Annotated in this window: 27 protein-coding genes; 10 read left to right on the top strand and 17 right to left on the bottom strand. The window is 36.1% G+C overall.

The annotated features are described in order from the left end of the window. Positions 1 to 57: 57 nt before the first annotated feature. The 5 genes from SMUL_RS08835 to SMUL_RS08810 all read right to left on the bottom strand — a co-directional run bounded on the left by SMUL_RS08835 (position 58) and on the right by SMUL_RS08810 (position 3,220). Positions 58 to 339, bottom strand: a complete 282-nt coding sequence (locus tag SMUL_RS08835) for an HU family DNA-binding protein (protein ID WP_025344904.1) — start codon at positions 337 to 339, stop codon at positions 58 to 60. Positions 340 to 707: 368 nt separating this feature from the next. Then, entirely contained in the window at positions 708 to 1,025 is a 318-nt protein-coding gene (locus SMUL_RS17075) for a hypothetical protein (RefSeq protein ID WP_148295283.1), read from the bottom strand. A 264-nt stretch (positions 1,026 to 1,289) separates the two neighbouring features. Next, positions 1,290 to 1,913 (bottom strand): hypothetical protein, encoded by a 624-nt coding sequence (locus SMUL_RS08820; protein ID WP_025344901.1) that lies wholly within the window; start codon positions 1,911 to 1,913, stop codon positions 1,290 to 1,292. Positions 1,914 to 1,919: 6 nt separating this feature from the next. Beyond that, on the bottom strand, positions 1,920 to 2,228 hold the full coding sequence (locus SMUL_RS08815) for a hypothetical protein (protein WP_025344900.1): 309 nt from the start codon (positions 2,226 to 2,228) through the stop codon (positions 1,920 to 1,922). A 44-nt stretch (positions 2,229 to 2,272) separates the two neighbouring features. Further along, positions 2,273 to 3,220 (bottom strand): tyrosine-type recombinase/integrase, encoded by a 948-nt coding sequence (locus tag SMUL_RS08810; RefSeq protein ID WP_025344899.1) that lies wholly within the window; start codon positions 3,218 to 3,220, stop codon positions 2,273 to 2,275. Positions 3,221 to 3,484: 264 nt separating this feature from the next. On the opposite strand from SMUL_RS08810, the gene SMUL_RS08805 reads away from it, so the two are divergent. The 10 genes from SMUL_RS08805 to SMUL_RS08760 all read left to right on the top strand — a co-directional run bounded on the left by SMUL_RS08805 (position 3,485) and on the right by SMUL_RS08760 (position 8,819). After that, on the top strand, positions 3,485 to 3,715 hold the full coding sequence (locus tag SMUL_RS08805) for a hypothetical protein (protein WP_025344898.1): 231 nt from the start codon (positions 3,485 to 3,487) through the stop codon (positions 3,713 to 3,715). Positions 3,716 to 3,811: 96 nt separating this feature from the next. After that, a complete protein-coding gene (locus SMUL_RS08800; protein WP_025344897.1) occupies positions 3,812 to 4,777 on the top strand; it encodes a hypothetical protein in 966 nt (321 codons plus the stop codon). Continuing rightward, on the top strand, positions 4,768 to 5,097 hold the full coding sequence (locus SMUL_RS08795; RefSeq protein ID WP_025344896.1) for a hypothetical protein: 330 nt from the start codon (positions 4,768 to 4,770) through the stop codon (positions 5,095 to 5,097). Before SMUL_RS08800 ends, SMUL_RS08795 begins: the two co-directional genes overlap by 10 nt. Further along, complete coding sequence (locus SMUL_RS08790) at positions 5,094 to 5,492, top strand: hypothetical protein (protein WP_025344895.1); 399 nt, start codon at positions 5,094 to 5,096, stop codon at positions 5,490 to 5,492. The genes SMUL_RS08795 and SMUL_RS08790 overlap by 4 nt, the downstream gene beginning before the upstream one ends. A gap of 10 nt (positions 5,493 to 5,502) precedes the next feature. Continuing rightward, positions 5,503 to 6,126 (top strand): hypothetical protein, encoded by a 624-nt coding sequence (locus tag SMUL_RS08785; protein WP_025344894.1) that lies wholly within the window; start codon positions 5,503 to 5,505, stop codon positions 6,124 to 6,126. Further along, complete coding sequence (locus tag SMUL_RS08780) at positions 6,101 to 6,601, top strand: hypothetical protein (protein ID WP_025344893.1); 501 nt, start codon at positions 6,101 to 6,103, stop codon at positions 6,599 to 6,601. The genes SMUL_RS08785 and SMUL_RS08780 overlap by 26 nt, the downstream gene beginning before the upstream one ends. After that, positions 6,598 to 7,074, top strand: coding sequence for a hypothetical protein (locus SMUL_RS08775; protein ID WP_025344892.1), 477 nt, complete (start codon positions 6,598 to 6,600; stop codon positions 7,072 to 7,074). The genes SMUL_RS08780 and SMUL_RS08775 overlap by 4 nt, the downstream gene beginning before the upstream one ends. Before the next feature lie 9 nt (positions 7,075 to 7,083). After that, positions 7,084 to 7,374, top strand: coding sequence for a hypothetical protein (locus tag SMUL_RS08770; protein ID WP_025344891.1), 291 nt, complete (start codon positions 7,084 to 7,086; stop codon positions 7,372 to 7,374). Positions 7,375 to 7,451: 77 nt separating this feature from the next. Continuing rightward, entirely contained in the window at positions 7,452 to 7,955 is a 504-nt protein-coding gene (locus SMUL_RS08765) for a hypothetical protein (protein ID WP_025344890.1), read from the top strand. A gap of 9 nt (positions 7,956 to 7,964) precedes the next feature. After that, the gene (locus SMUL_RS08760; protein ID WP_025344889.1) at positions 7,965 to 8,819 is read left to right on the top strand and encodes a hypothetical protein; all 855 of its coding nucleotides are present in this window, start codon (positions 7,965 to 7,967) and stop codon (positions 8,817 to 8,819) included. A 332-nt stretch (positions 8,820 to 9,151) separates the two neighbouring features. Here the strand turns inward: SMUL_RS08760 and SMUL_RS08755 are convergent, their stop codons facing one another. The 12 genes from SMUL_RS08755 to SMUL_RS08700 all read right to left on the bottom strand — a co-directional run bounded on the left by SMUL_RS08755 (position 9,152) and on the right by SMUL_RS08700 (position 24,379). Continuing rightward, entirely contained in the window at positions 9,152 to 10,354 is a 1,203-nt protein-coding gene (locus SMUL_RS08755; RefSeq protein ID WP_025344888.1) for an IS256 family transposase, read from the bottom strand. A 48-nt stretch (positions 10,355 to 10,402) separates the two neighbouring features. Next, a complete protein-coding gene (locus SMUL_RS08750; protein WP_025344887.1) occupies positions 10,403 to 10,948 on the bottom strand; it encodes a hypothetical protein in 546 nt (181 codons plus the stop codon). Further along, a complete protein-coding gene (locus SMUL_RS08745; RefSeq protein ID WP_025344886.1) occupies positions 10,945 to 11,280 on the bottom strand; it encodes a hypothetical protein in 336 nt (111 codons plus the stop codon). Before SMUL_RS08745 ends, SMUL_RS08750 begins: the two co-directional genes overlap by 4 nt. A 48-nt stretch (positions 11,281 to 11,328) precedes the next feature. Next, on the bottom strand, positions 11,329 to 13,869 hold the full coding sequence (locus SMUL_RS16635; RefSeq protein ID WP_025344885.1) for a conjugal transfer protein TraN: 2,541 nt from the start codon (positions 13,867 to 13,869) through the stop codon (positions 11,329 to 11,331). Beyond that, positions 13,859 to 15,934 (bottom strand): hypothetical protein, encoded by a 2,076-nt coding sequence (locus SMUL_RS08735; RefSeq protein ID WP_025344884.1) that lies wholly within the window; start codon positions 15,932 to 15,934, stop codon positions 13,859 to 13,861. The genes SMUL_RS16635 and SMUL_RS08735 overlap by 11 nt, the downstream gene beginning before the upstream one ends. Further along, positions 15,919 to 18,030: a hypothetical protein gene (locus tag SMUL_RS08730; protein WP_148295282.1), complete on the bottom strand. Its 2,112-nt coding sequence runs from the start codon at positions 18,028 to 18,030 to the stop codon at positions 15,919 to 15,921. The genes SMUL_RS08735 and SMUL_RS08730 overlap by 16 nt, the downstream gene beginning before the upstream one ends. Before the next feature lie 349 nt (positions 18,031 to 18,379). Then, complete coding sequence (locus tag SMUL_RS08725) at positions 18,380 to 20,761, bottom strand: hypothetical protein (protein WP_025344882.1); 2,382 nt, start codon at positions 20,759 to 20,761, stop codon at positions 18,380 to 18,382. After that, complete coding sequence (locus SMUL_RS08720) at positions 20,761 to 21,432, bottom strand: TrbC family F-type conjugative pilus assembly protein (protein WP_025344881.1); 672 nt, start codon at positions 21,430 to 21,432, stop codon at positions 20,761 to 20,763. The genes SMUL_RS08725 and SMUL_RS08720 overlap by 1 nt, the downstream gene beginning before the upstream one ends. Further along, positions 21,405 to 22,427: a TraU family protein gene (locus SMUL_RS08715; protein ID WP_025344880.1), complete on the bottom strand. Its 1,023-nt coding sequence runs from the start codon at positions 22,425 to 22,427 to the stop codon at positions 21,405 to 21,407. The genes SMUL_RS08720 and SMUL_RS08715 overlap by 28 nt, the downstream gene beginning before the upstream one ends. Beyond that, the gene (locus SMUL_RS08710; RefSeq protein ID WP_025344879.1) at positions 22,414 to 23,025 is read right to left on the bottom strand and encodes a hypothetical protein; all 612 of its coding nucleotides are present in this window, start codon (positions 23,023 to 23,025) and stop codon (positions 22,414 to 22,416) included. The genes SMUL_RS08715 and SMUL_RS08710 overlap by 14 nt, the downstream gene beginning before the upstream one ends. A gap of 11 nt (positions 23,026 to 23,036) precedes the next feature. Further along, the gene (locus tag SMUL_RS08705; protein ID WP_025344878.1) at positions 23,037 to 23,660 is read right to left on the bottom strand and encodes a PCRF domain-containing protein; all 624 of its coding nucleotides are present in this window, start codon (positions 23,658 to 23,660) and stop codon (positions 23,037 to 23,039) included. A gap of 11 nt (positions 23,661 to 23,671) precedes the next feature. Beyond that, positions 23,672 to 24,379 carry a thioredoxin fold domain-containing protein gene (locus SMUL_RS08700; protein ID WP_025344877.1) on the bottom strand — a complete coding sequence of 236 codons (708 nt, stop codon included), beginning with the start codon at positions 24,377 to 24,379 and terminating at the stop codon, positions 23,672 to 23,674. Positions 24,380 to 24,411: the final 32 nt, after the last annotated feature.

Here is a 24,411-nt window from a genome sequence, read left to right as displayed (position 1 = left end):
AATTGAACTATTTGTTAGTACAATTTAACCTCTATGTTGGCGTACTTTAATGAGATATTATTTCGCAGAAGCGACGGAATCTTTAAGAGCCTTACCCACTTTAAATTTGACCGCTTTTGTTGCAGGAACATCAATCGTATTATCTGTTCCAGGTACTCTTGCAATTCTAGCTGCTTTGTTTGCAACTCTAAACGATCCGAAACCGATAAAATTAACGTCTTGACCGGCAACTAGGGAAGCTTCAATGACCTCTAAAATCGCATCTACTGCTTCGCCAGTAGCTTTTTTTGTTAAACCTGATTTCTCGGCAACTGTTTGGATAAATTCTGATTTGTTCATTTGAGTCCTTCTTTATGTTGGATGAGTTTATTTGCAATAAACTCGAAATTTTTTGGATCATCTATCGGAATGATCACCTTATTTTCATCACGCAATACGACGAACCTTTGCTTTTATTGAGAGTTACTTGATACAAGTTGCATTTACTCTCCTTTCAGAAATGATAGTCTCGGCAATAGCAACACCTAAAATTAGGACTACTATTTTCCAAGAGGGGTAATAAAAGAAAAAAACGAGCCCAATAAAAACCACGATTACAGAAAAAATATGCAATGGGCTATGTGAAAAGCAAAAGCTATAAAAAGCGATGACCAACAAAATAGCTAGGTATGCAAAATAAGTGGATAGATAGATGATCAACATAAAAACTACTCCTTATAACTTTGGATTTTTTGGATAACGATGTTTCGGATCATTTCGAGACCAAATTCGTGCAAGAAAAAGCCAGCAACAAAAAATGTGACCATCAAATATCCGTTCATGTAAAACTGATCTACGAGATACCAAATTGCAAATACTGGTAATGTGGCATAAAAACCAGTGAGGAACATCAAAACGTTCATTGCAGCTCTTGGCTCAATCAGAGACTGATAAAGCCTTTGAAGATCATTGTAATTATTGATTTTATTCAAGCCATATTTAAAAAAAAAGATAAAAGGCGACCAACAAAGGCTAAGTAAACGCACAAAATAGCCTTTAAATCGACTTTGAGAAAGCGAGATTATCAATAAGCTAAAGATGCCAAAATTAAATGCAAAATATGCAAAGCCACCAAAAAAGATCACGAAAAAAGCTAAAAGCCTCATACCCATATTTTCATGTTCAATGTTGGCGTATGTTAGACACAAGTATGCAAAAACCCCAAGCAAAAGAGTTGTCCAAAAGAGCTTAAGAGGACTGCGATTAGTGTTTTTCATCGTCTATTCTTGTTGTTGGATTACATTTGTTTTTCATTCTACTTCTCCCTTTATAACCGGTTCTTCTTGCTCAGGCTCAATAAATTCATAAGTACCGCCCTCAGCGATAGCCCCTAATAACATGAGGCAAGTAAATACCATGACAAAACCCGAAAGCATAGATAGAAGTTGATCGAATTTCGCTACCGCAAGAAAGTAAGACACAACAATCACAATAACCATCGTAATTGTCGATGAGGGTAGGGTAATTTGAATCTTTTTTGAGGTTTTCATCTCTTTCTCAAAAGAGGTTCCATTTTCTTTATTGGATGAATTTTTTTCAATATAGTCAATGATTAGTGCTCCAATAGAGAAAATAGTCACCATTATTAACAAAAGCGTTGCAGCTCCAATGAATGAACCATCTTTTTCAAATAAATATTGAAATGAATGAAAATCAGATGATTGCTCAAAGCCAATCCCTTTAGTTATCGTAGAGGTAGAACTTGGCACAACCCATATCAAAGAACACACAAAAAAGCGTATCGTAAACTCTCGAAATGATGTATCAAGGTAATTGAGATCGAACGATGCACTATAAAGTAAGCCGAGAATGTAAATCATTACTCCAGCACCAATTAAAAACCACTCTTTTTTTGAATAATTTAATAACAACATGTTGAATCACTCCTTGATTTTTTTATTTAGCTTTTTGATAACAAAATTGATGATTTTATCCAAGTCCATTGCGCCCATAACACCACACAGGTAGCAATATTCTTCTCGTGTAACACTAGCCTCAACTCTCAACTTGTCAGCAATATCACAAAGACAATCACTGAGCGGATATTCTTCTTTGCTTTCACTAAAAATATATAAACCATCAATAGCCAAAGCACTACAAATTTTAGATAATTTTTCTTGTTCTTCTTTGGTTAAAAATTTAATTCTTTCGAGTTGTTGCTCTGTAAAATTTAATCTATTGATTTGCATAAATTTCCCTTCCAATCAGTAATTTGGTTTTCATTTTTAATTTGTTACATTGACTGATTTAATTTAAAAGCTTGTATGAATCCTCTTTTTACATCCTCTTGTCGAGGGTTGACATAGATCATAGTTGTTCTAATATCACCATGCCCAAGCAAATCTTGTAGATGCACAATATTCCCTCCATGTTCATTGGTAAAATTGTTGGCAAATGTATGTCTCAGTTTGTGTGCACTTGTTGGAGTAATATTGGCTCGTTTACAAAATGCTCGGAGTATTTTGTCAACATTTTGTCTCGGTACAATCTTATTGTTTTTACTGGTGCATAGAAAGTCATCGGGCTTTTTTATTAAAAGAAGTTCAGATAATTCATCTTCAATTAAGTCTTTTTCAATGTACGTGATCCTTTCTTTGTTGCCTTTTCCAATGACCAAAAAACTATAAATATTTTCATCCTCTTCAACAAATGCTTTATATTTTAATTTCAATACTTCCGAAATTCTCAACCCAGCAAATATCATAAGTTTGAGCATTAATGAATCCCTGAATGCAACATAATCATTTTTCTCAAGGATTTTCTTCTCTATCTCATTTAATAAGAGTTGTTTTGTATTTTTATCAAGACTAGGGGGAACCCTCTTTTCCGTCTTGAATTTAAGTCCTTTGAATAATTTTGAAAAATCCAACAAATTATCATCCTCGACCTCAATAAATGTGAAAAATGTTTTTAAATGTGCTGTTACTACTTTTTTTGTTCCAGTTTTTAAAGAACCTTGCTTTTTTAGTAAATTTTCTTTGTAATCAAAAAAACCATAAATTAGTGATGGTTTTAGTGTTTCGAGCTTTATTTCGTCTCTAATAAACGATATATATGAAATAAATTGATTTAATGTGTTTTTATAGCTATTTATAGTATTAATTGATTTATTTTCATGTTTTAGCTTTTTTTCATAGTTATTTAAAAAAGATAATAGTTTTTCAGATAATTCTTGATTCATTTTCTAGCCCTCGTTGCATTTATTCTTCTGAAGCCTTGGCAATACTTCATTATATTACATAATGTCGTATTGCAAATTTCAAATAACTTGTATTTAGATACAAATCATTTTCTTAAAACGCCAAAATTATAACAAATATAATGAAGTATAGCAATAGTTTATATTATAAAAATGAATAAAATATCGTTTATATTAGAACTATTGATTTATTCACATTAAATGCTATAATTTTAGAATAATTTTACAAAAAAGGAGAAATTTAAAATGGCTGAAGAAAATACTATAAGACAAGATGGAGTTGATGAAGATAAATCTACTTCGATAAGAATTGCACTAAGCGATGACATTATGAAAAAAATTAATGTAATCGCACCTTTAAAAGGTTTCGATGGGAAAAAACCTGAAATTGTCTCAAAAATCATTTCTTTGGCAATTAATCACTATTACAAAGAAGTAACTGTGCCAGAGCTTCAAAGTTTGACAACAAACGAGTAAATTACAGATTTTACGCATAAATACAAAAAATTTACTGGAGCAAAACAATGATGACGGAAGCGCAAGAAATGTTAAAAAACAAAATAAAGGAAAGTGATGTTTAAGCGTTATATGAAATTAGCTCTTAAAGGGCTTTGGTACGTGGTACAAGGTGCCGTAAATTACATGAAAATCTTTATTAAGATGCTTATTATGATACCAGGCATTCTATTGTATGTGTCTCTTTATGAAGGTGAAGTAGTTATTAATATGACTACTGAAGCATTTCTTACATCGCCATTATTTGGCATTATCCTTATTTTATCTTTTGCCATATCCTTTCTTTTTTTTGTAGACCGTTGTGAGGAGTTAGATACTATGGTGTTAGGTACAAGTAAAGTTTTGGGTAAAAAACTTACATGCGAACTTTTATGGGCATTAAACGATAAAAGAAGATTTAATGCTGATGAGAGCGTCAACTTTTTACGAACGATGAAAAAATTCGGATTTTTTATGGTTGTAGATCTAAACTCTCCGTTATCTAAAATTGAACGTACAACCAGTTATTTAAAAGCGGCATTGTCCTTAAGAGGTGTTGATCTATCGCAATTTACCAAAGAAGATTTTAATGAAATCGGCGAATTTCTTTCGCCAAATTGTATTGAAGATACGATCAGCATCGATGAAAAGAAATTGAAAATCATGAACGATGCATTTCCGCTTATGGAAATACTTAGAAAAGAAGTTGAGAATATGAGTAATGAGGTTCCTGAAGAAAACAACCATGACACATCATTAAAAGAAGCAACGACATTACTTCAGAACTATCACGAAGATAAAAAAGCTTCCATGCCTCTGATTATTGTTGCCGAACAGGATGTCATTGTTGCTTTAAGAAAAGAATATGCAACTATCTTGGATACGTTTGCATTGGTGGATAAAGTAGAGCTTTTTCAAAAATCTCGTGCCTTTGGGATGAAGCCATTTGAAATATGCACTGAAGCCGAATTTGAAATCCTAGATCCTCGTATCGTTGATTGTAGTTGCGTGGTTAAACTTACAAAGGAGAGTACATGCTTATAGACATCTTAACGCATAGTCACTTTTATTATCCTCTTTTTCTTTTATTTCCAGTATTCATGATGTTAATTGCAAAAAATGGGTGGGAGGCAACATTCCCTAAAGCATTATTTGTAACTTTATGTTGTGTAGTTGCGCTTTATATCGGTGTTGTTAGCGAAGAAACACTTAAGTTAAAAAAAGAAATAGCACTCAGCAAACCTCTTATGTGCCAAGGAAAGATTATTCAAGGGTATACCATCAAGGATGAATTGATCGTAACTGATGATGTAGCTTTTTCAATCAGTTGGCCTGAGTGTAAAAAAATTGAGGAGCCGAAATGAAAAGCCTTTTCTTTATCACCTTTCTAATGATAAATGCTTTGTTTGCCGGTGAAGAGATTGTTGTCAACGGTACAGTTCGACTTGGAGTAAACACTGCAATGATAGGGCTTCAACTTGACACAAAACATCCTGAATCTGTGCCAGTTATGATCGATGTTGTTCGTGATGGTAAATCTTGTTTAGTGCTTGCACAAGTTGAACGTTATGGGCTTATTAGTATGTCTCGTGATTTAGCAAAAGTTGATTCTATTATATGTGAAGGAGAAAAGCCAAAAATTGAGACTGGTTGGGTCTTTGATGAAAATGGGAATTTAGGTGTACTGCAAATGCTCTCCGGTACAAAAGTTAAGGTGGCGTTTAAGCCTGACAATAATTCAATTTATACATTCAAATAAAGGAAAAAGCATGGAAAGAATTGATGTGAACCAACTTGTTGCCATTTGGTCTGATCATAATACTAAATTGTGCCCAATTGTTGAAAATAAAGATTCATTTGCAAATGAGATATGTAATGAACTTTCAAAACGAATATGTGCCTACGCGAAAGCACCAGACGCAACAATGGGGCAAAAGAGCGATATCGTAATTATAGGTAATGTTGGCACGGGGATCACTATTTTTGCGAAAAATTTACTTCGTGCGATTGCGAAAGAATCACATGGTAATTTAGCAAAGGTAGAAAATGAACTTTTTGTTGGAAAAAGCTTGGAAATTGCAGAGGCATATAGCCTGACAATAGCAGGTTGGTTTATTAGCTTTCCTATTCCAGGTAAGAGCATTCGTCTTCAAATTGCACGCAATGTAAAAGATTTTGCTTCATGTGAAGAGGCATATAACTTTTTCAAAGGTGCTGATCATGTGATTTGTCTTGAGCTAGAGGCTAAAAGTATGAATCTTAAAAAAGATGTTACTGCTTTTAAGTTATCAAAATTTACATTTGATAAAAAAGCGCCAGATATTAAACCAATAGATAAGAAAACAAAATCAAATAAAAGGATAGAAAATGATTATAAAAATGGTAACTCATGATCACGATGTTAAATTTCAACTACATGATAAAACTGTTTTAGAAGGGCATATGGGTAGTGGCAAAACCGTACAGTTGGAAAAAATAGCTTTAAAGCTTCATGCTGAGGGTACAGCATTTGTCTTGATTACTACATTTCATGATGCAGGAACTTTTCTTGAGAATCCGATGAGAAGACCTTTACAGTCTTCACGAGATTTTGAGGCTATGTTCATCGAAAATAAATGTGATGATGCTTTAATTGTACAGTCCTATTGCGAGGAAGTATCAGAAAAAGTGCTTGAGCAAATCGAAGTAATACTGGATAAAGGAGCCGTTCTGATGATTGATGAAACATCTTACGTTCTTGAAAATGAGGCTATTAGAACAATCTTCCATACAACACTAAAAAAAGATCACCAAGGGGTGATCATTACATGTCAAAGCATAGATGATCTAGAACGCTATCTTGAAAATGAAAATAAGGGTATTTTATGAAAAAAGCACTAATCGTTGGAGTATTAGCTCTTGTATCAACCCTATCGTTCGCGACAGAGAAACTCGGTACCCAAAATTTTGCACCTGAGACTCTTGAAAAAATCAAGACATTTAAAACGATGTCACCGATGAGTTTGGATAAAGCAACTGAATTTGATGCTGGAATCTTAACAGGACTTGCCTACAGTAGTGGTAACAATGATAGTCTAGCCGGTATTTTCCCAGTATTCAGCGACTTATATTGGGCTACAACATGCTCAAATGAGTATAACAATGTGAACGAATGGCATCATAATTATAATAACACGAGAGCGAATAGTTACAAGTCAACAATCTTAACACGTCTAAGAGCGCAAGCTGATACGAATGCTGATGCTAAATTAGCATACAGAGCAATCATCGTTGCTGAGAGAATTGCCAACTGTGGTTCGGAAGATGATGTACGTGGGAATTTTATCGAGTTAATCAAGTAGGGTAATCGAGTGGAAACAATTAAATTTATTCTGAAGGCATTGTGTAATGGTTTGGTTATTTGGCTTTTATGGGGTTGGTTTGGTGCTGGTGTTCTTGGACCAAACCTATCATTTTTTCAGGTGCTTGGTCTGTATATGATCTCTTTATTCTTTTTTGAAGAAAAAGTTACTGTCAATAAATGCTCTTCTTTAGGAGAAGATGGTTTTATCAACAACACTATTCTTGATACCATTTTAGAGATTACAGCCAAGCCTCTATTTGTTTTTGGTATAGGGTATATCGCAAAAATGAGCATGTAATAAGAAAGTTAATTTTCTAACAGAAAAGGTGTTGCCAATTAGTGGTCAATCAAAATTAAATTTATGAAGGAAAAACTATGAAAAAAGTCATTTTACTCTCAATTTTAGTCCTAACCAGTACTCTTGCCCTCGCAAGCGAAATGTTCGTAGACGGTACAGTCAAATATGGTGCTGATTTTAAAGAACTCGGCAAAACTAATACAGTACCTATTTTTGTTGAAGCTCAAATCAACAATAAGCAATGTATCGTTGGGCTGGAAGCAACAAATGTAGATGATGATGGTTTATCATACAATCAAAAATATGAAAAAGCAGCAAGATTATTAAATGGGGAGACTGAACCACAAGATCAAAATTCCATAAGAGTTAAAGCGAGAGTAAGAAATCTTTCTTGCGATAACACCGTTAAAGAAACTGAAGGGTGGCTCTATGATGAATTTGGAAATATTGGTGCAAAAAACCTTACTGTAGGCACAAAAGTTAAAATCGTTTTTAAACCTGAACGCGAAGCAAAAGACGGTGACCAACTAAAAAAAGCACTTAGCTCATCGACACAAGTGCAAAAAAATACCAAAAATTAGGAGTAAACCATGAAAACACTAATCTTAACACTCGTAGCCGTTTTTACGGCTATGGGATTGTATGCGAGCGAGACAACGGTTGAGGCAAGCAAAACGGATAATCCACTTGTTAAAGAAGTAGCAAAAGGCCTTGATGAAAAGGTATCAAAACCAACACAAGAAATGAAAAACCTCAATGAGGCGGTTGAAAGACTAGCTAAAGGTAAAGCATCTGAAGCGGATAAAGAGCTTATTAAAAATTCAGATGAGCCATTTATCAAAATGCTTCAAGAGAGCACGATTTATCCGTTTCGTGTAGATATTGACGATCCAATTTACCATACACTTGTGATTTTTTATGCATCAATACCTAGCGCGGCTTCAGCAATGGTTGATTTGTATATGATGAAGCATTGTACAAATGACCTTTCAAAGATGACAGTGGAAGAGTCCAGAGAAGCTAGTACGACACAAGAATGGGGGTACTTGATTTCTATGAAATATTCTTCTTTTAAGAGTTCAGAAGATACATATACCAAATTTGTTCAAGCCGTAAGAGCCTTTAACTGTGGCGATCAAAATGCCTTTAGAGATTATTTTGATTCCGAAACAGTGGAGGCAACTGTACTAACAAACTATGACACTCAAAAATTAGCTTCGCAGATCATGGAATTTTCCTTTCAAAATATAAAAGGAATAGAGTGCCATGTATTTGGTGAAACTTATAAGATTGACAATGGAAAGTTTTTCATACGTGTGAAAAAGCAAAAATGTGGGATGGGCGCGGAAAAAGAAGCTGAAGGTTCCGTGTGGCCACTTGGAGATAATACAACGTTTTCATCGCTTAATGTCGGTGACAAAGTAAAGATGTACAAAACGAAGTGATTTCATTGAACTCATGGCGGCGTTGAGCATCCATTCCGATCTGCTAGTAAAAAATGATGAAAGTTTAAAGACACAAAAGGTAGAATAATAAAGAGGTTATGCCCCAAGAGGCAGCAACCTCTTAGGGCAAATTTGAGACCTCGGAACGAGGTGATTAAGTTTGCTTCTAAAACTCTTAGTTGTGATTATAGCATTAATTTGCTTGATTACAAGAGCTTATTAAAGCTTCCCCTCGCAAGAGGGGCTAAGACTCTTGGGGTGACGTTATTTGAACTCTCCATAAGGGAGTGTTCAGAAATCTGTGTCAGCATCCAGTAGCTCCTAAAATTGTATCATAAATTTAAAGCGTTGTTGAGTCTGCCCTCGAAATGAATCGAGAGTTGTGAGAGGGTTAGACTCCAATTTCGTATCGGCATTGTCCATTTTTTTTCTGCATTTTTGATTCCCATAAACAATAATTTGAGTAAGCTATCATCATTTGGGAAAGCGCCTTTAGTCTTTGTGAGGGTTCTAAATTGGCGATGCACTGATTCGATGATATTAGTGGTATAAATGACTCTTCTAATATCTTCAGGATACTGAAAATAGAGTGAGAGGTTTTCCCATTTATTACGCCAAGAAGTAAAGACGATAGGGTATTTTTTACCCCATTTTTCTTCAAGTTTATCCAGTTCATTTTCAGCCTCTTCTTTGGAAAATGCCTGATACACGGCTTTTAGCTCACTGGCAAATTGTTTTTGATGGAGTGAACCTACAAATCGTATGGAATTGCGTATTTGATGGACGATGCACAACTGAACCTCCGTATGAGGAAATACTGAGTTTATAGCCTCAGGAAAGCCTTTAAGTCCATCAACGGAGGCAATAAGAATATCGTTAACCCCACGGTTTTGAAGGTCAGTTAAAACATGTAGCCAAAACTTCGCTCCCTCATTTTCACCCAAATAAAGTCCTAGAACCTCTTTTCTACCATCGGTTTTCACACCAAGCACCGTATAAAATGCTTTGGAAATATATTTGCCTTCCTCTTTCACTTTATAGTGAATAGCATCCATGAAAATAAAGGGATAAAGTGCATCCAAGGGACGAATGCGCCACTCGTGCAACATCGGTAGGATTTTATCCGTTACAGCACTTATCGTGGCTTTAGAGAAGCCCACTCCATAAATCTCTTCTATATGATCTGCTATTTGGCTATAACTGTTCCCAAGAGCATACAGTGAAAGTATCTTTTGTTCTATTTGATCCGACATATGGGTCTGATTTTTCTTCACGATTTGAGGCTCGAATGTACCGGTTCGATCTCTTGGAACATCGAGTTCGAAGTTACCTACTTCACTCTTCATTGTTTTAGAGCTAAACCCATTTTTACGATTCTTTTGCAAATCTTGGGTAAGGTGCGATTCTATCTCTGCTTGGAGTGCTGCTTCTGTCAGTTGTTTAATAAGAGGAGCAAGTGCTCCATCTTTCCCACCAAGGGCTTTACCCTCACGTATGTGCTGTAATATTGTCTCTGTGTCTATCTGTATTTCCATCTTTCAATCCTTGTGTATTTGAAATACTACCAGATTGACACAGATTTTCTAACGCTCCCCTCCATAAGCATATTGTAATTTGTAGCCATTACCAAAATCTTTTACACCATTTTTATCCGTTTCTTTCAAATTCAGTGTAAATTCTTGAATATGAATAATTGGTTCAACTTCTTTGCAACTTTTCTTTTTTGACTCCTCAAAAGCAAGGGCATTTTGATCTTTCGCATTATAAAGTTTTACAGTACATGTAGCATCACCATTATCTTTAGCAAGACATTCTAATGTTGGGTAGTCATTAATTAAAACTGTCTGACTGTAGGGTTTTGAATCTCTATCCCCATTAGTGCAATTGTAATAGTACATCTTTGTTGCTGCGCCAGTTCCTCCGCCTTTTATTGAAGAAGGTTTTTTTGAAGAAAAAATTACGCTTGAACCTGCAATTATCTCTCCATTTCTTTCGAGCTGGAATGTGAATGCGTATTGATTTTTTGGCAAATCATCTGGGTTAATTAGAACGTAATCAACTTTTGTTTCTGCAAAGGAAAGAGAGGCTAAGAGCGCTGACGAGAGTAGGGCAATTTTCTTTAGATTCATTTGTAATTCTCACTTTTTTCTGTAGTAGTTTTTGATGAATTTGAGTCAGTTTTTGAGACGGTTTCGACTGCCCTAATCGGTGAAGTGATAATATGAGCACCTGTAGTAACGAGGGCACCGGCAATTTGCCCTGCTACATATCCAACTGATTCTTCAGGTTTAGAAGAATTATTCTCCACAGGTTTCGCTTCGCCTGCATACTGCCATTCATTAGAACCAAATGTTTGCGTATACCTCTGTCCATCCACAACCTTTGATTTTGTGGTGCATCCTGTTATAAAACATGTTAATGCCATCAACAGAAAAAATATTGTATTTTTGTGATTTACCATTTTTCACTCCATAAATTTTTCATATTTTACACTATTTTATTCTTAAAATTATTTGCATTGCAAAGTAGTTGTAACGCCTAAAGAGTTAATCCCCGTTTGAACCAATGCACTTGCATCAAAACCAGTCACCCCTTGAGCTGTAATTGCCGCTTGATATTCATCCCATTTATCAGCAGGGAAGCATTTATCAGTGCTTGCATTCTCACCGCTTGTACATTTTCTAAAACTGATTAGCTTTAAGTGCTCTAATGTGATATTGTTACAAACTTTAAAATCTAATCCCAATTGTTCTTTAATCCCCTCAGCAAAGATCCTGGTTGTAATCTGATCATAGCAACAATGGTAATCGCGATTTAGAATACACTTACCAAGGAACTTATCTTGGCATTTAGATTCAGTTGCATAACATTGGTTGTAATTTATAAACCTATTTGTCTTCATTTGTAGAGTTCCTAATTTTGTTGCATCTTCAAGGTTTGTGCACGCATTTACGCTATCAAATGCCATTACCAAATCAAGTAAAACAGTAGCTATAATATTGTATGGAGGAGGGAGTGCTGCAAGCAGTTTTTTTACCGCCATCATTGCCACTGCTTCACCAATATTACTTCCAGAGCTAGAGCTATCAGAAGTAGTTATTGAGACACTATTTGCATTTGAAGCTACTGCGATCTTTCCACCACAAATCACTTGACCTGCTTGATAGTATGCTTGACCATTCTTGGCAATGACGGTTACGTATCTTGAGGAAGCATTATTGGCGATGTACGCATACATGTTTTCAACAAATTTTTGACTCGTTGCTCCTGCTAAATATTGTATTTGTGAGTAGGACAATCTTAATGGATTATCATAAGGATAACTCAATTCTTTTGATGTTGCATTCAAATCTGAAGCTACGTAGCTAATGAGGTTAGGATAGCTTAGCCCAATAGATGCCATACATGTAGCATATGCAACGCTTTGGCTATCAGCATTTTCATCGCCTAGCCATGCCTGATTAAAGTCATATGAAGTTTTAAGTTCTTCTTTTGTTGGAATCATGGCCATACCAAGTTGGATATAGTCTGAAATATAAATTTTTACTGTTCCATACCCTACATCAATGGTATTAATTGGTGACGTGACATAATCTTTAATTGTTTTTGTCATGTCTTCTACAGATGACACAACACCTGAACTTGCGGCATCTGCAACACTCGAAGAATCTGTTGTCGAAACAGCACGCGTTACATAATCATTAATTTCTGAATCCGTTGCAGTTGAACCAGAGTTTAATAATTTACTTGTAATATCATTCCATCCATTTTGAAAATTTGTTGTTGCATTATCAAAAGAATCATGCACATTCGACATCGTTTCGCCCATTGGATATTCAGTCGTAACCGTCGTAGATCCATCTGCGTTTGTGGTTGATGTTTCAACTTTTGCTGAAGCACTATACACCATCATTGCGTAACTGAGTAATTTAAAAGGATCAGAAAAAGGGTTGTTGAACAATTTTCCATGATCACACTGACCTTTCCATCCTGTAAAAAGGTGAAACTGATCTTCAAGCATATTTGATAATACACTTGCATCCGTTGAGCTATTCGCACGCTCTTTGAATGAAGTACCAACTTTTGACATGTTTACGTCAACGGTGCCTTGATTTGTGATGACTTTCCAATTTGCACAACCTACCGTTTTTGTGACGGTGCTATTGCATTCATAAGAAATTGCTCTTTTTGTTGCAACCGATTTGCCAGTATAGTCAGTCACATATTGTGAATAATCAATATTTATAGGCTTGCATGGAGTATCGGCAACCTGCACACATTCATTTTTAACTGTACAAGCGCTATTACATGTAGATTGGGTTTGAAAATTACTTCCGCTATTGTACTCCCCACCGATATTTTCAGATTTTCGCAATGGGCAATAATACGTGTTTGCATTGGTTACGAGCTCAAATTGATTTTCGTAAGATACCATTTCACCTGTATTATTGAATAGCCCACATTTAACTGTACTGGCTTCTCCTCCGATCACACCTTTAATGGAGTAGGCTTTATCTCCTTTATAGATTTTTCCTGAAACATTGTGTTCGGCAGTTCCCTCAATCGTCATTATTATCTCGATATAATTGCTTGCATCTTTGGAAATTTTTACGCTTGTTCCATTGTTATCCCATGCGCTCATATTGGTCGATAGATCAAAGGCATATGGAAATATGAATTGTGAGCCATCTTTAGCTTCATTAAAATCAACACTCCATGAAGGGATGCCCATTGATTTAAAGTTGATGGTTTGGAATTTTTTATTTGCAAAATAATTTTGCAATTCTTGTGCTTTTGTTGCATCGATACAATTGAAAATAGGTGATACTTCCGTATTATAAACCTTTTCAGGTTTGCAAACTTCGTATTGGTTACAATCGTAGGAACATAATAGCTCTGTTGAAAATTTGGTTGCACCATCGAGGTTAGAGACAAGTCCATTTTTATAGTCCAAATATTCTTGATCATTTGAACAAACATAATAACCACTGTCCGCATTGAGAAATTGCAAACATAAGAAGAATGAGATAAAGAGAATTTTATTGAGCAACTTTAACCTCCGCGAATGGTTTATAACATCGATATTTTCTTTTTTCGTAAATTTTTAATTTTGAAACAAAAACACGGTTGATATATGCCAAAGGATAAACCATCTCTATAGGCGTTGTATTGCCCGTCAACAAGTCAACAACAAGGATGCTATAGATAGCATGCTCTTTAATATAATCGTTCGATGTAGGGGCATTCTGGCATGTTTTTGTTCCAGTTTTGGAATCTCTTCCACCCCAAACACCTCCTCCAATTTCTAAAAAATCATCTTTGAGACAAGCATCATCGCTATCAGATTTAAAATCAGAGCGGTATTTCATTTTGCTTCCCAAGTTGGTTAGTTGAATAAAGGAGCCGTCCATCTCTAAAAAGTCGCTTGTATCAACGGTATGGGTAACAACTTCATTTCCATTCTTATCATAGAAAAATAATTGGTAAGCACCTGCATATGGAAACATGATAGAAAGAGTAGCTGTGGAATTATCCCAAAGATTCAGAAGTCCTTTTCCATTCCAATGTGGATACCCTGTGTTTCCTGCGCCTCCAGGATAGCCATTAAATCCGATCGGACCATGAAAAGTTGAAGGAGCGGCTACGGTACCATCTATTTTGACTTCAGTGGCTCCATAGTGCATTCGAGCATAAAAATGGGAAGGAGATGAGTCCTCAGCTTCAGTATTTTGCTGAATAGAAACGATTGTTGTAGGTTCGATCGAGATATTTTCTTTAAAAGAGTAATTTCCATTATTTCCAATACATTGCAAAATATTGTTGTTATAACTTTTTTTTGACCCATTATTCCATGAGTGTTGCATGTTGCAATATATTTTGTAATGAGTTCCATCTTGGTTATGTTTTAAAACATAGATATCATCATCTATGCCACCGTTGCCTTGAATGGTTGCATAGATTAGTTGGTCTCTAGCATCTTCAATAGTGTTAATTCTAAGGCAGTTCTCTTTTTCAGAATATATGTCAGGTTCTCCTGATAATACAGCAACTTCATACTCCTCAAAATTTCTATAATTCACTTCTTGTGTGTAATTTAAGTTTGTATAATTTTGTGTAATATCTTGCGTACATTGTCGCTCAGTTGCTGCGAATTTGTTTACTTCACAAAGAATTGCTTTACCATCACTACATGTACCAAGGAAACCAATTACTTTGCCATTTGCGTCGTATTGCGCCTTGGATTCATCACAGTATGTGTATTCCTCTTCATTTGTGGTTGTATTGGGATCATCTGCTTTACACTCGTATGGGTACATTAAAACAGATTCTTCTTCTACACAATTTGTATTTGGTATAAATATTCCTGCTGGACATTTATACTGATAGGTAACAAGATTAACTTTTGTGGCGATTGATTGGTAGGTATTTGTACTTTCAATACGGGCACCAATTAGCTCTGTTACATCACCCATATTTGCACCTTCTTGAGCACAATGCTCTTGCGTGTATTGTGAGCAATTATTCACAAAACATTCAGCGGAAGAAGGGTTGCTCCAACATCCTCCTCCTGCTAATTTATCGTAATAGCTTGTACATGTAACTTTCCCACCGCCCGTACTAATAGTGAGATCAGATGACCATTGCTTGCAAACATTAACCGTGATAGGAGGCTTTGGAGTAGGTAGCGAACATAATAAGCCTAATACATCACTGACTGGGAGAACTTGTTTCTCATATTCTCTTTCAATGCGCCACCATGGCAAACAAACCTTGATATCATTGGCTAAGCCAGTAATACTTGCTTCAAATACACGACAATCTTCGCCTTTTGGATCTGCAACGCCATAGCCAATAAAAATATTTTTCCCTTCATGTTCAGCTAAATCTCGATTACTGACTATAGGTAGAACAATTTGGTCTGGCAACATGTCGTAATATTTAAAAAATTTAAGATTTGATGGTACACCAGAGGCCGTAGCATTTACCTCATTGAATGTCCAACTATCCCTTGAAATAATTGATGCTTCATCTGCAATCAGCATATTGAAACAAAATATAGCCATTAATGATGCAGAAATGACCTTTTTTTGATTGTTCTTTAATTGACTAGGCATTTACTGTTTCCTTGTTCTGTTGTTCCTTTTGGGCACCCTAGTGAGTAACATTTATTGTTTTCTTGAAAGCTATCTTGAGGACATTCCCTGACAAAACATTGTCCATTTTGCTCAAACACACCAAATCCTGAAGGGCATGCTGCTTCTAAGCCACAATAAGTAAAACGGGAACTGTTTGCCAAATTACAATAAGAATCTGTACATAAGACATCAGCCGCGCTATAAACTAAATCTGCATTGTAACTTGGGCTCATCTCCGCAGTTAAGCTTGGCTGAATTCCTCCAGGACATTCTGCATATCCGCATTGATTTGTGGTAGCGTTACATGTATACGGACTGCACCATTGATTGCCAATAGGTCCATTGCACGGATAGGCTGCATTAATAGGACATTCTTTAGTGGATATGTAGCAGAAATCGTTTTCGGGGTTGTACATACCGTTATAACAGATAGGCACGGCTTCACATTTTTGATAGAGTTCCGACCATGTGAGCGATGAGGCGCATACAACATTTTCATCAACGATGCAGATATTCAGCGCATCACTATAGGTGAGCGTTGAAACTTTTGGGTAAGTGCTATCAACTTTACATGCGTTCACATCGCTATAACATACATCAAGTGTAGTGTCTGTACCACTTGGGCATGTCAATGGGATTGCTTCAGTGTTACATCCTGATATAAGTAGGGTTGCTCCGCTTTGGCAAGTAGCGGTGAACGTACATTTCCCTGTTGTAGTATCTTTGGTACCCTGCGCGCAAACAATTTCGCGAGACATTTGGCATTTGTCGAGTGTAGTATTGAGTGCACCGCCATCACAGATTGGTTCATTGAGGCAAGAATTGGAAGTTGCATCATAAGTACCCATTGTGCATGATTTATTAAAAGAGAGCCAACACATGTCAAGATTGCCATCAAAAGAACCGCTTGAAGGGCATGTAGGATTGGCGTAACATTTGCCTAAGCCGTCATGGGTATAGCCTGTTGGGCATGATGGAGCTACGGTTGTGGTGTTGTTACATGTAGTGCCTGATAGTGTGCCACCGTTGGGGCAAATGTAAGTGGCCGTAGCAGATAGTGAACGAAAATACGAAGTTGGAGTATATGAAGTTATATATGTTCTTGTCGCACTAGGAGAAATGATGCCAGAATAAGTTGTCCAAAAATAAGATCCATTAAAGTATGGGATAATGTCATAAGAGGTCAAGTTTTTTATGTATGAATTCTCTTCCTCACCATTAATAGTAATTTGCATATCACTAGGGTTATTTACAAGCTCTATGATATTTACTGAAACATAATAATGCATTGTCTTTTTATTTAATGGAAGCGTAATCGTTTGATTTGGAAGGACAGTATATATTGGACCAACATAAGTCATCCCTTGTTCATTGTTGTCGCCAACAATTAAGAGATACGTAGTATAACTATTATTGTTTTTATATGTTGTAGCCTTTGTACTGCCTTTAAATCTATAGTTATATGATGTTACAAAACCAATATTTGTACCTGCATGCGTTTCAGTGGCCGTATAATTACTCCCAACCGTACAATTCGTACCATTCCAAGTACCGCCACTGATAGTACATGCACTGCCATTTCCTTGTTCACATCGATTAGTTGTAGCATTGTAAGCGGTACCACTTGGACAATCGGGTGGCGTCTTCTCACATCTCAATCGCGTTGAATTATAGGTATATCCTGTCGCGCATGTTGGTGTATAGGCTAAAAGGCATTTGTCATAGGTTTTACTGTAAGTTCCAACTATACAGGCAGGATCTTTTTCACACATTTGCGTGGTTGAGTTAAATGTCCATCCCGCATCAACACATGCAAACGTGGGATCAACCGTACATTTTAAAATGGTAGCATCAAACGTAGCTCCGCTTGGGCAAACAGGAGGGGCAATACATGTATCACCGCTTAGTGTGTATCCAGTAGGACATTCATAAATTCTTGGATATTCACATCGATTTCGTTCGACCGAATAAGTTCCCCCACTTGGACAATCAAGTGGCTTAACACATTGTTTTACATCCGCATCGTAGGTAAATCCATCTGGGCAAGAAAAGACATCGGGTGCTTTTTGGCACATGTCTCGCGTGGTGTTAAGAGTTGAGCCATCAGGACAATAAGGCGTTTCTGTTACGGCATCACATTGAACAGAATCGAGTGGGCATCCAGTTGATGATGAACAAGAGGCAACGGTTATATCTCTAGGAACTAAAGCATTTGCAATTTTTTCAATTTCTTTTACAACTTGGGCTACCTCGATATACGTTTTGTTAATATAAATTTGGTTAGTTGCGTCATCAGTAAAAGTAATATCGTAGGCAGTACTATTTGGTGTTAGAATATCACTTGGTGTTGAATTACTAGCTCCGAATATACTTTGATTGAGTAATATCAGCGCTAAAAGTGCTTTTGTTATTGGTTTCATAGCACTACTGCATGAAAATAAAGATGAACCCTTTTTTGCCAACATCTTCTTCCTTTGGATAAATTTGAGTATATACGGATGTATTTGTAGCAGGACCATATCTGAAAATTTTTATGTCTTTATTGCTTGAAGAACCATCTCCGTTAATGGAAGTTGGATATAAATGTGCTTCTGTGCTCTTATAGATGCTTTTCATTGCCCCTGAATCAATTAATGAGTAAAGCTGAGAAAATGTTTTTTGGGAGGAGCTATAGTAAACAAGAATTTCATAGTACAACATGCCATCACCTGTGCCGTCCATGTTTGTATCATAATGTTCAGATCTACTAGGGAGTGGGTCTCTGCTTGTTACAAAGCCGTCCAGTTGCTTTACAATCAATCCAGAGTTGTTAATAATTGGTATTTCCCAATAAGGGTAGCCTCCTGTATCATTCGCATCAAGTTTGCTTGACATAAAATATTGTGCTGTTTGCGAAGGATTAAAAGAAACCCATGTTTTTGCAGATTGATTAAATGTCACGTCTTGGAGTGTCGCATATTGATTCGTAATAAATGTGAAATTTCCATCGGCTGAACCAATGTAACCAACGTCTTTTCCATATTTTATTGCAAGTAAATCATCATTGTCTTTGGATGTTTTTAAGTACCAAATGTCTTTGAATTTCTTTTGCTTTTGCCCATAAATATCATAATCCATATAGGCTAAACGCGCTTTTATTATCGCGTAGAAATATTTTGATGTTTCAGTGTTGACGTCAAGTGAATTAGGCTTTAGAAGCCACAATAAACCTCGTGTTGCAACATTACTTGTTCCAGGTAAGCCTACATTTGTACCTAGTCCAATGCTAATCCTATAAGCATTTTCTGATGGGGATTCACTACCCACAGCCGAAGTTGTTTTATTGTATTTTGAATATTGAGCCATATTCTTGAAGGCTCCATCTTTCCACTCTTCTTGCTTTTTTCTTTCGTAGTTTAAAATGTCGTTAGGTTCCACTCGTGGGCGTGTAACTCCCTGCATTTGGACACCATCAACTATAGTATTTGTTGTTTTCGATGTCGCATTAAAGACAACTTCGTTTAAAATAGGTGATTTTGTAAGGCGTGCAACTTTGCAATCATCAGATGTATCGCTACACATGCTATTTTCATCATTGACCATGCACGCTTCCCTAAACTGTTCTAAGGTATCCGTAGACATTGTCGTGTAGTTTGGTGTGCATGAATATGAAGTTTTGCAAACGGCATTACAACTGGACTCATTTGAAAAGGTTCCATCTTGGTTATTACCCTTAAGGCTGCCTGTTGAGCATAACTCATAAGTTTTTCCATTTGACATAGTGAAAGTCGTAATTGAACCGTTAAGGCATTTATTACCTAAACTGTCTTGTACTAGGTCTTTAACATCTTGAAGAGCAGGGCAAATAAATTTTCTATCCGATACATAATTGAGGCTTACACCTGAGATCATGACTTCGGTAGCATTTATGTCTTTTTTCAATGCTTTTAGAATGAATTTTAAATTTGAAACTTGCGCATTTACTGGTATTGAACCATTTGAATCATATGTTTCAAGATTTAGGTCTTTTATCGCGTATAGAGTTTTTCCATTCTGCGTATACTGGATACTCAAGCCAACATTCTTGTACTGTTTTGGGAGTTCCACATTTAGACTTGTAAGAATTCTTGTTTGAGTATTGGTTATTGAAAACGTCAAATTATTATCTTTGTTAACAGTACCTTTCCAAGAGACATCAGCTTGTTTATAGGTATTTGTGGAGTTAAAGGAATCTTGCACTGAAACGCATGTTTCTTGTTCATAACATTCATGTTCACACTTCAGCCGCGCGACTCTGCCATTTGATGTCATTTCTCCACCGTATATAACACCACTTTTGGTGCACTGCCATTGAAACGAAATATCTCTTGTTAAAAAGCAGTTGATTCGAGTGTCATCAATTTGTAAAAGCGATACGTTTGAATTTTGTATTGAATTGGTGACGATTACATCCTGAATAGAGTTGTTCCAACCAGACAACCAATCAGAATTATTGAGATCTTTGTTGCTTTGTAAACTATCGGTTGTCATTACATTGGGATTTTGAGAAGCAGAGAGGCTTCCTGCTGTTCCTTGCATCATAAGCGTATTTGTATTGCCAATTACACTATCATCCATTCCATTGTTTGTAAAATGATTTTTGAAGTCCGCAATGTTCCAATTCGCGGCATCACTAGAGTTTGTTTCAGTATCCATATTCTTTTCAACTAAGGTTGGTGAAGCATATGGATTAGTAAGTTTTGATTGTGTGCTGTTGTTATCAGAATAAGCGATTGTTGCTGTTAAAGCAAGAATTGTCAATGGCATTAGTATTGAATTTAACTTCATTATTTCGCCTTGATGAGTTGATGATAGGTATCGAGATATTGATTGTCTTGCTTTGATAGCAAATCATAAAAGTCAACAAGAGACATATCCCCTTTAGCAAGGAATGACTTCTCTGTATCGCATTTTTTAAACTCAAAATTGGTAGGGCACGCAGTTTTAATCCATGCAGGAACTTGTTTTAATTGATATGCTTTAAAAATACGCGGATCCATTCTGACCTTGAATAGATCTCTATGCTCATCTTTGTAAATATCTCTTAGCAATTTCCAAAACTCTAAATTTGGGAAACCATTGAGCACCACAATAATCTTGGCATTTGGTTTTATCTCTTTTAGCCGGTGCATTTGTGGGAATAAATTTGTAAGGGAGACCAAGGGTACTGATCTGCTGTACATGTAAAAAAATACCTCTTCTTTTTTTGCCTCTTCTTGCTTCATAACATTTGAAAAAACTGTAGACATATTGTGCTCATTAAATTGACCATATTTTAGTGCCGATTGTTTGGACATTGAGTCAAGATTTTTCAAGAAATCTTTATCCATTGCAACATCTGATTGTGATGGAATTTTAAAATCATCACGATTAATAGGTTGTGGAGCCGCGAAGCAGGCAAGATTGATAAAAATCATTACACTTGCTCTTATTATTGATCGTTGAATGTACTTCTGCATTTTGCAGCTCCTCCACACATATTTCTTTCTCTCCATAACCAAAAGAAGACAGAATCCTCATCGGTCGGATCAGTCTTAAAGTCATATTGAAAGCGAATTTTTCCGAAGTTTTTAGCATCCCAAGACTTGTCTTCTTTTGCCAGTTGAAGATAATATTGATCTTTAACAATGACTGGGAAATACCTCGCTTCACACATACTTGATTTCATATGCGAACCTACTGGGTTGTAAGCAAAAGTTGATTCTTTGGTTTTAAGCATTCCACTGTAGGCGTGCATCCTGTTTATTACACGAAATGCAACCGATTCAGTATCTTCGAGCGGTTCAGAGGCTCTTGACCATCCCGTATCGCTTCCTGTGACACTTCCACGACACCCATCACACCAATAAAGAGAGTTAATAGGGTAACCAGCGGTTGACGAGGCGCAGTCTGCTCCGCAAGCAGCTTCAGCGACTGGATTTGCGAACCAGATTTTAGAAACTGGTTTGACAGTCTCTTCTGCTAAAGCTACAAGATCGTTATTGTGAGATGGGATTACTTCGCTAATATATGCCATATTGAAAACGGATGCTCTTTCAAAGCAAAAAAAATCTTGAACTAGCCCCAATGTGTATCCTAAAACAGGAAAGATGATAAAGTGAGCGTGTCTGAATGTAGTCGAGTCATCGCCTTTACGCGATGTGCCTTGTTTCCTCATTAATTTTTTCGCATCAGCAGTTTTAATATCAAGACCGACGAAGTGCATTGGTGTGATACTAGATTCAATAAAACCGATCGGCTCAACGAGAGTGTATTTGAATCCTGCAAGCCATTGATCAGAGGTTTCGATCTCACATTTACAAATATCAAAACTAACTTCCAATTTGTCAAAGAAAAAGTCATAGTCAATGTTTTTATAGAACTTGTACACTTCGCCACCAGTACGTGCAATTAGACTGCTTGAGAAGAGTAATACAGCAAAGGTTACATGTAAGAATTTTTTATTTATTGTCATTCGAGTCACCTGAAATCAATTCTTTGATGTTGTATTCACGAATATTAAAGCGATTGTCGTTTTGAACGTACACTGATGGTAAACACTCAACTTTGAAAGCTTTTTGGAAGCTTTCTTCTGCGATATAAACGTGACCATCAGACCAGTTGTCAATTGCTTCTGTACTACCGTTGTAAATGACAATGTCTGAGACCGGCAAGTAATGTTTCGCAAATTCAATTTGATAAGGGTCACTTCCATTCACCATGATCATGTATCTTTGCATTTTGCGATGTTCTAAGTAATTGAATGCGGTGCCTTTTTTGACAAAAACATTATATTTTGGCATGTTAATATCGTGATCCAATATAACGGTTGGATTCATGATCCTATCAGCCGTTTTGGAGCAATCAGGTAGCTTTTGAGAGCTCTTTAAAGCATTGCTATATGCTTGCTCAATTTTTTCATCGGAAAGAATAGGTGTTGTGGGTTCTTTAAACTCAAAGCTTTCTTCAATATCATACTGCGTACCCCACACACCAAGGTCAGTGTAAGAGAAAGCATAAATATTTAAGATTGACAGAGTTGTTAAGGCTAACAGTGGTCGTGAAAGATGCATAGGTATCGCCTCTATTTTGAAGGCAAGCGATTTTTATATTTTGCTTGCTCAAGTTTGGTATCAATAACCCTTTTTTCCCAATCGCTTGCAAAACGATAACAACGTAATTTTGCTTCATCAAATACTTTAATGGCTTTTGCAGGCTCTGGAGCTCCTGCAACTCCATTTATTAGCACATCACCAAAAGTGATATAGCTCATGCACAATTGCTTCTCAACTTTGTAAAGTCCTTCTGCAAAAATCCGTTTTTGTTTCAAAGTGTCAGCATTTTTTTTCATAAATGCATCATTGTTAATGCAATGTAATCCAAGATATGCACTAAGCGTATTGTTTTTTTTAGAAAAGCTATTGATGAAATATGGTAAAGCTTTTTCACAATCGGGCATGTACCTACCTGCGATTTTTTGACCATGAAAATTTAGCTCAGGCATCTTCAACATGTAAGCGGAATCATTTAAGTAGTCCATCGCTTTCTTATAATCATCATCTGCATTTACAATTGGCGTTAATGCTTTTTGTCTTTCGGTGCCAATTTTTTGAAAAAAATCATCGCGAAGAACTTCAACAGTTGAGGCAAAAGCCCCAACTGAAAGCAAAGTGATAATACTCATACAAATATGAATTTGTGTTTTCATGGGTGAGTTCTTTATTTTTTCAATAGCTCAGGCCATTGAATAGGTTTCCCTGTCGCATCATAAACTGCCGGTGTGCCGTTAACACCAATTTCTCGACCTATTTTTAAATGTTTGTCAATAATCTCTTGATATTTCGAGCTATCTTTATCTGAGAGTTTGAGGTTTTTATAATCTTCTTTCCCCTCCGCGATATCGTGCATTGCTTTAGCGCGCGCCTCGTTACCTTTTTGATTTAGAATAAATTTGCACATTTGTTGTGCATTTTTGTGAAAGTCTAATGGGAAAAATAGAACATGTATTTTTACATCTTCTTTTAATTGAGTCGCCATTTGTTCAAATTTTTGACAATATGGGCATTCGGGATCTGTAAACAGGTAATATTCAATTTTCCCTTGACCAATAGTGTAAATTGCATCTTTTTTATACTGTTCCATGTTAATTGGGAAATCTATTGGCTCACCATTGGCTTTAAAACCTTGACCGATGACGACTGCTTTTAAGTCTTTTGAAACGAATAACGTCACTTTTGCTGAACGTGGATGAGTTGCGTTTATAGCATATATGTCACCAACTTCTTTAACCTCTTTCACAACAAAACCTACGTTTTTTATGAAATCAATATTTTGTATTTTCTCTTTTATATTTGGTGCTTCGGCACCATAAAGTACAGTTGAAACTGCAAGTGAAAATAGAATAATTCCTTTCTTTACTGTTAGCATGAGGATCCTTTATAATATTAAATATGTATTTA

Origin of the sequence: Sulfurospirillum multivorans DSM 12446 (assembly GCF_000568815.1) — a bacterium.
Lineage (GTDB): Bacteria > Campylobacterota > Campylobacteria > Campylobacterales > Sulfurospirillaceae > Sulfurospirillum > Sulfurospirillum multivorans.
The sequence above is the reverse complement of the archived record's forward strand: the minus strand, read 5'-3'. Positions and strand labels throughout refer to the sequence as shown.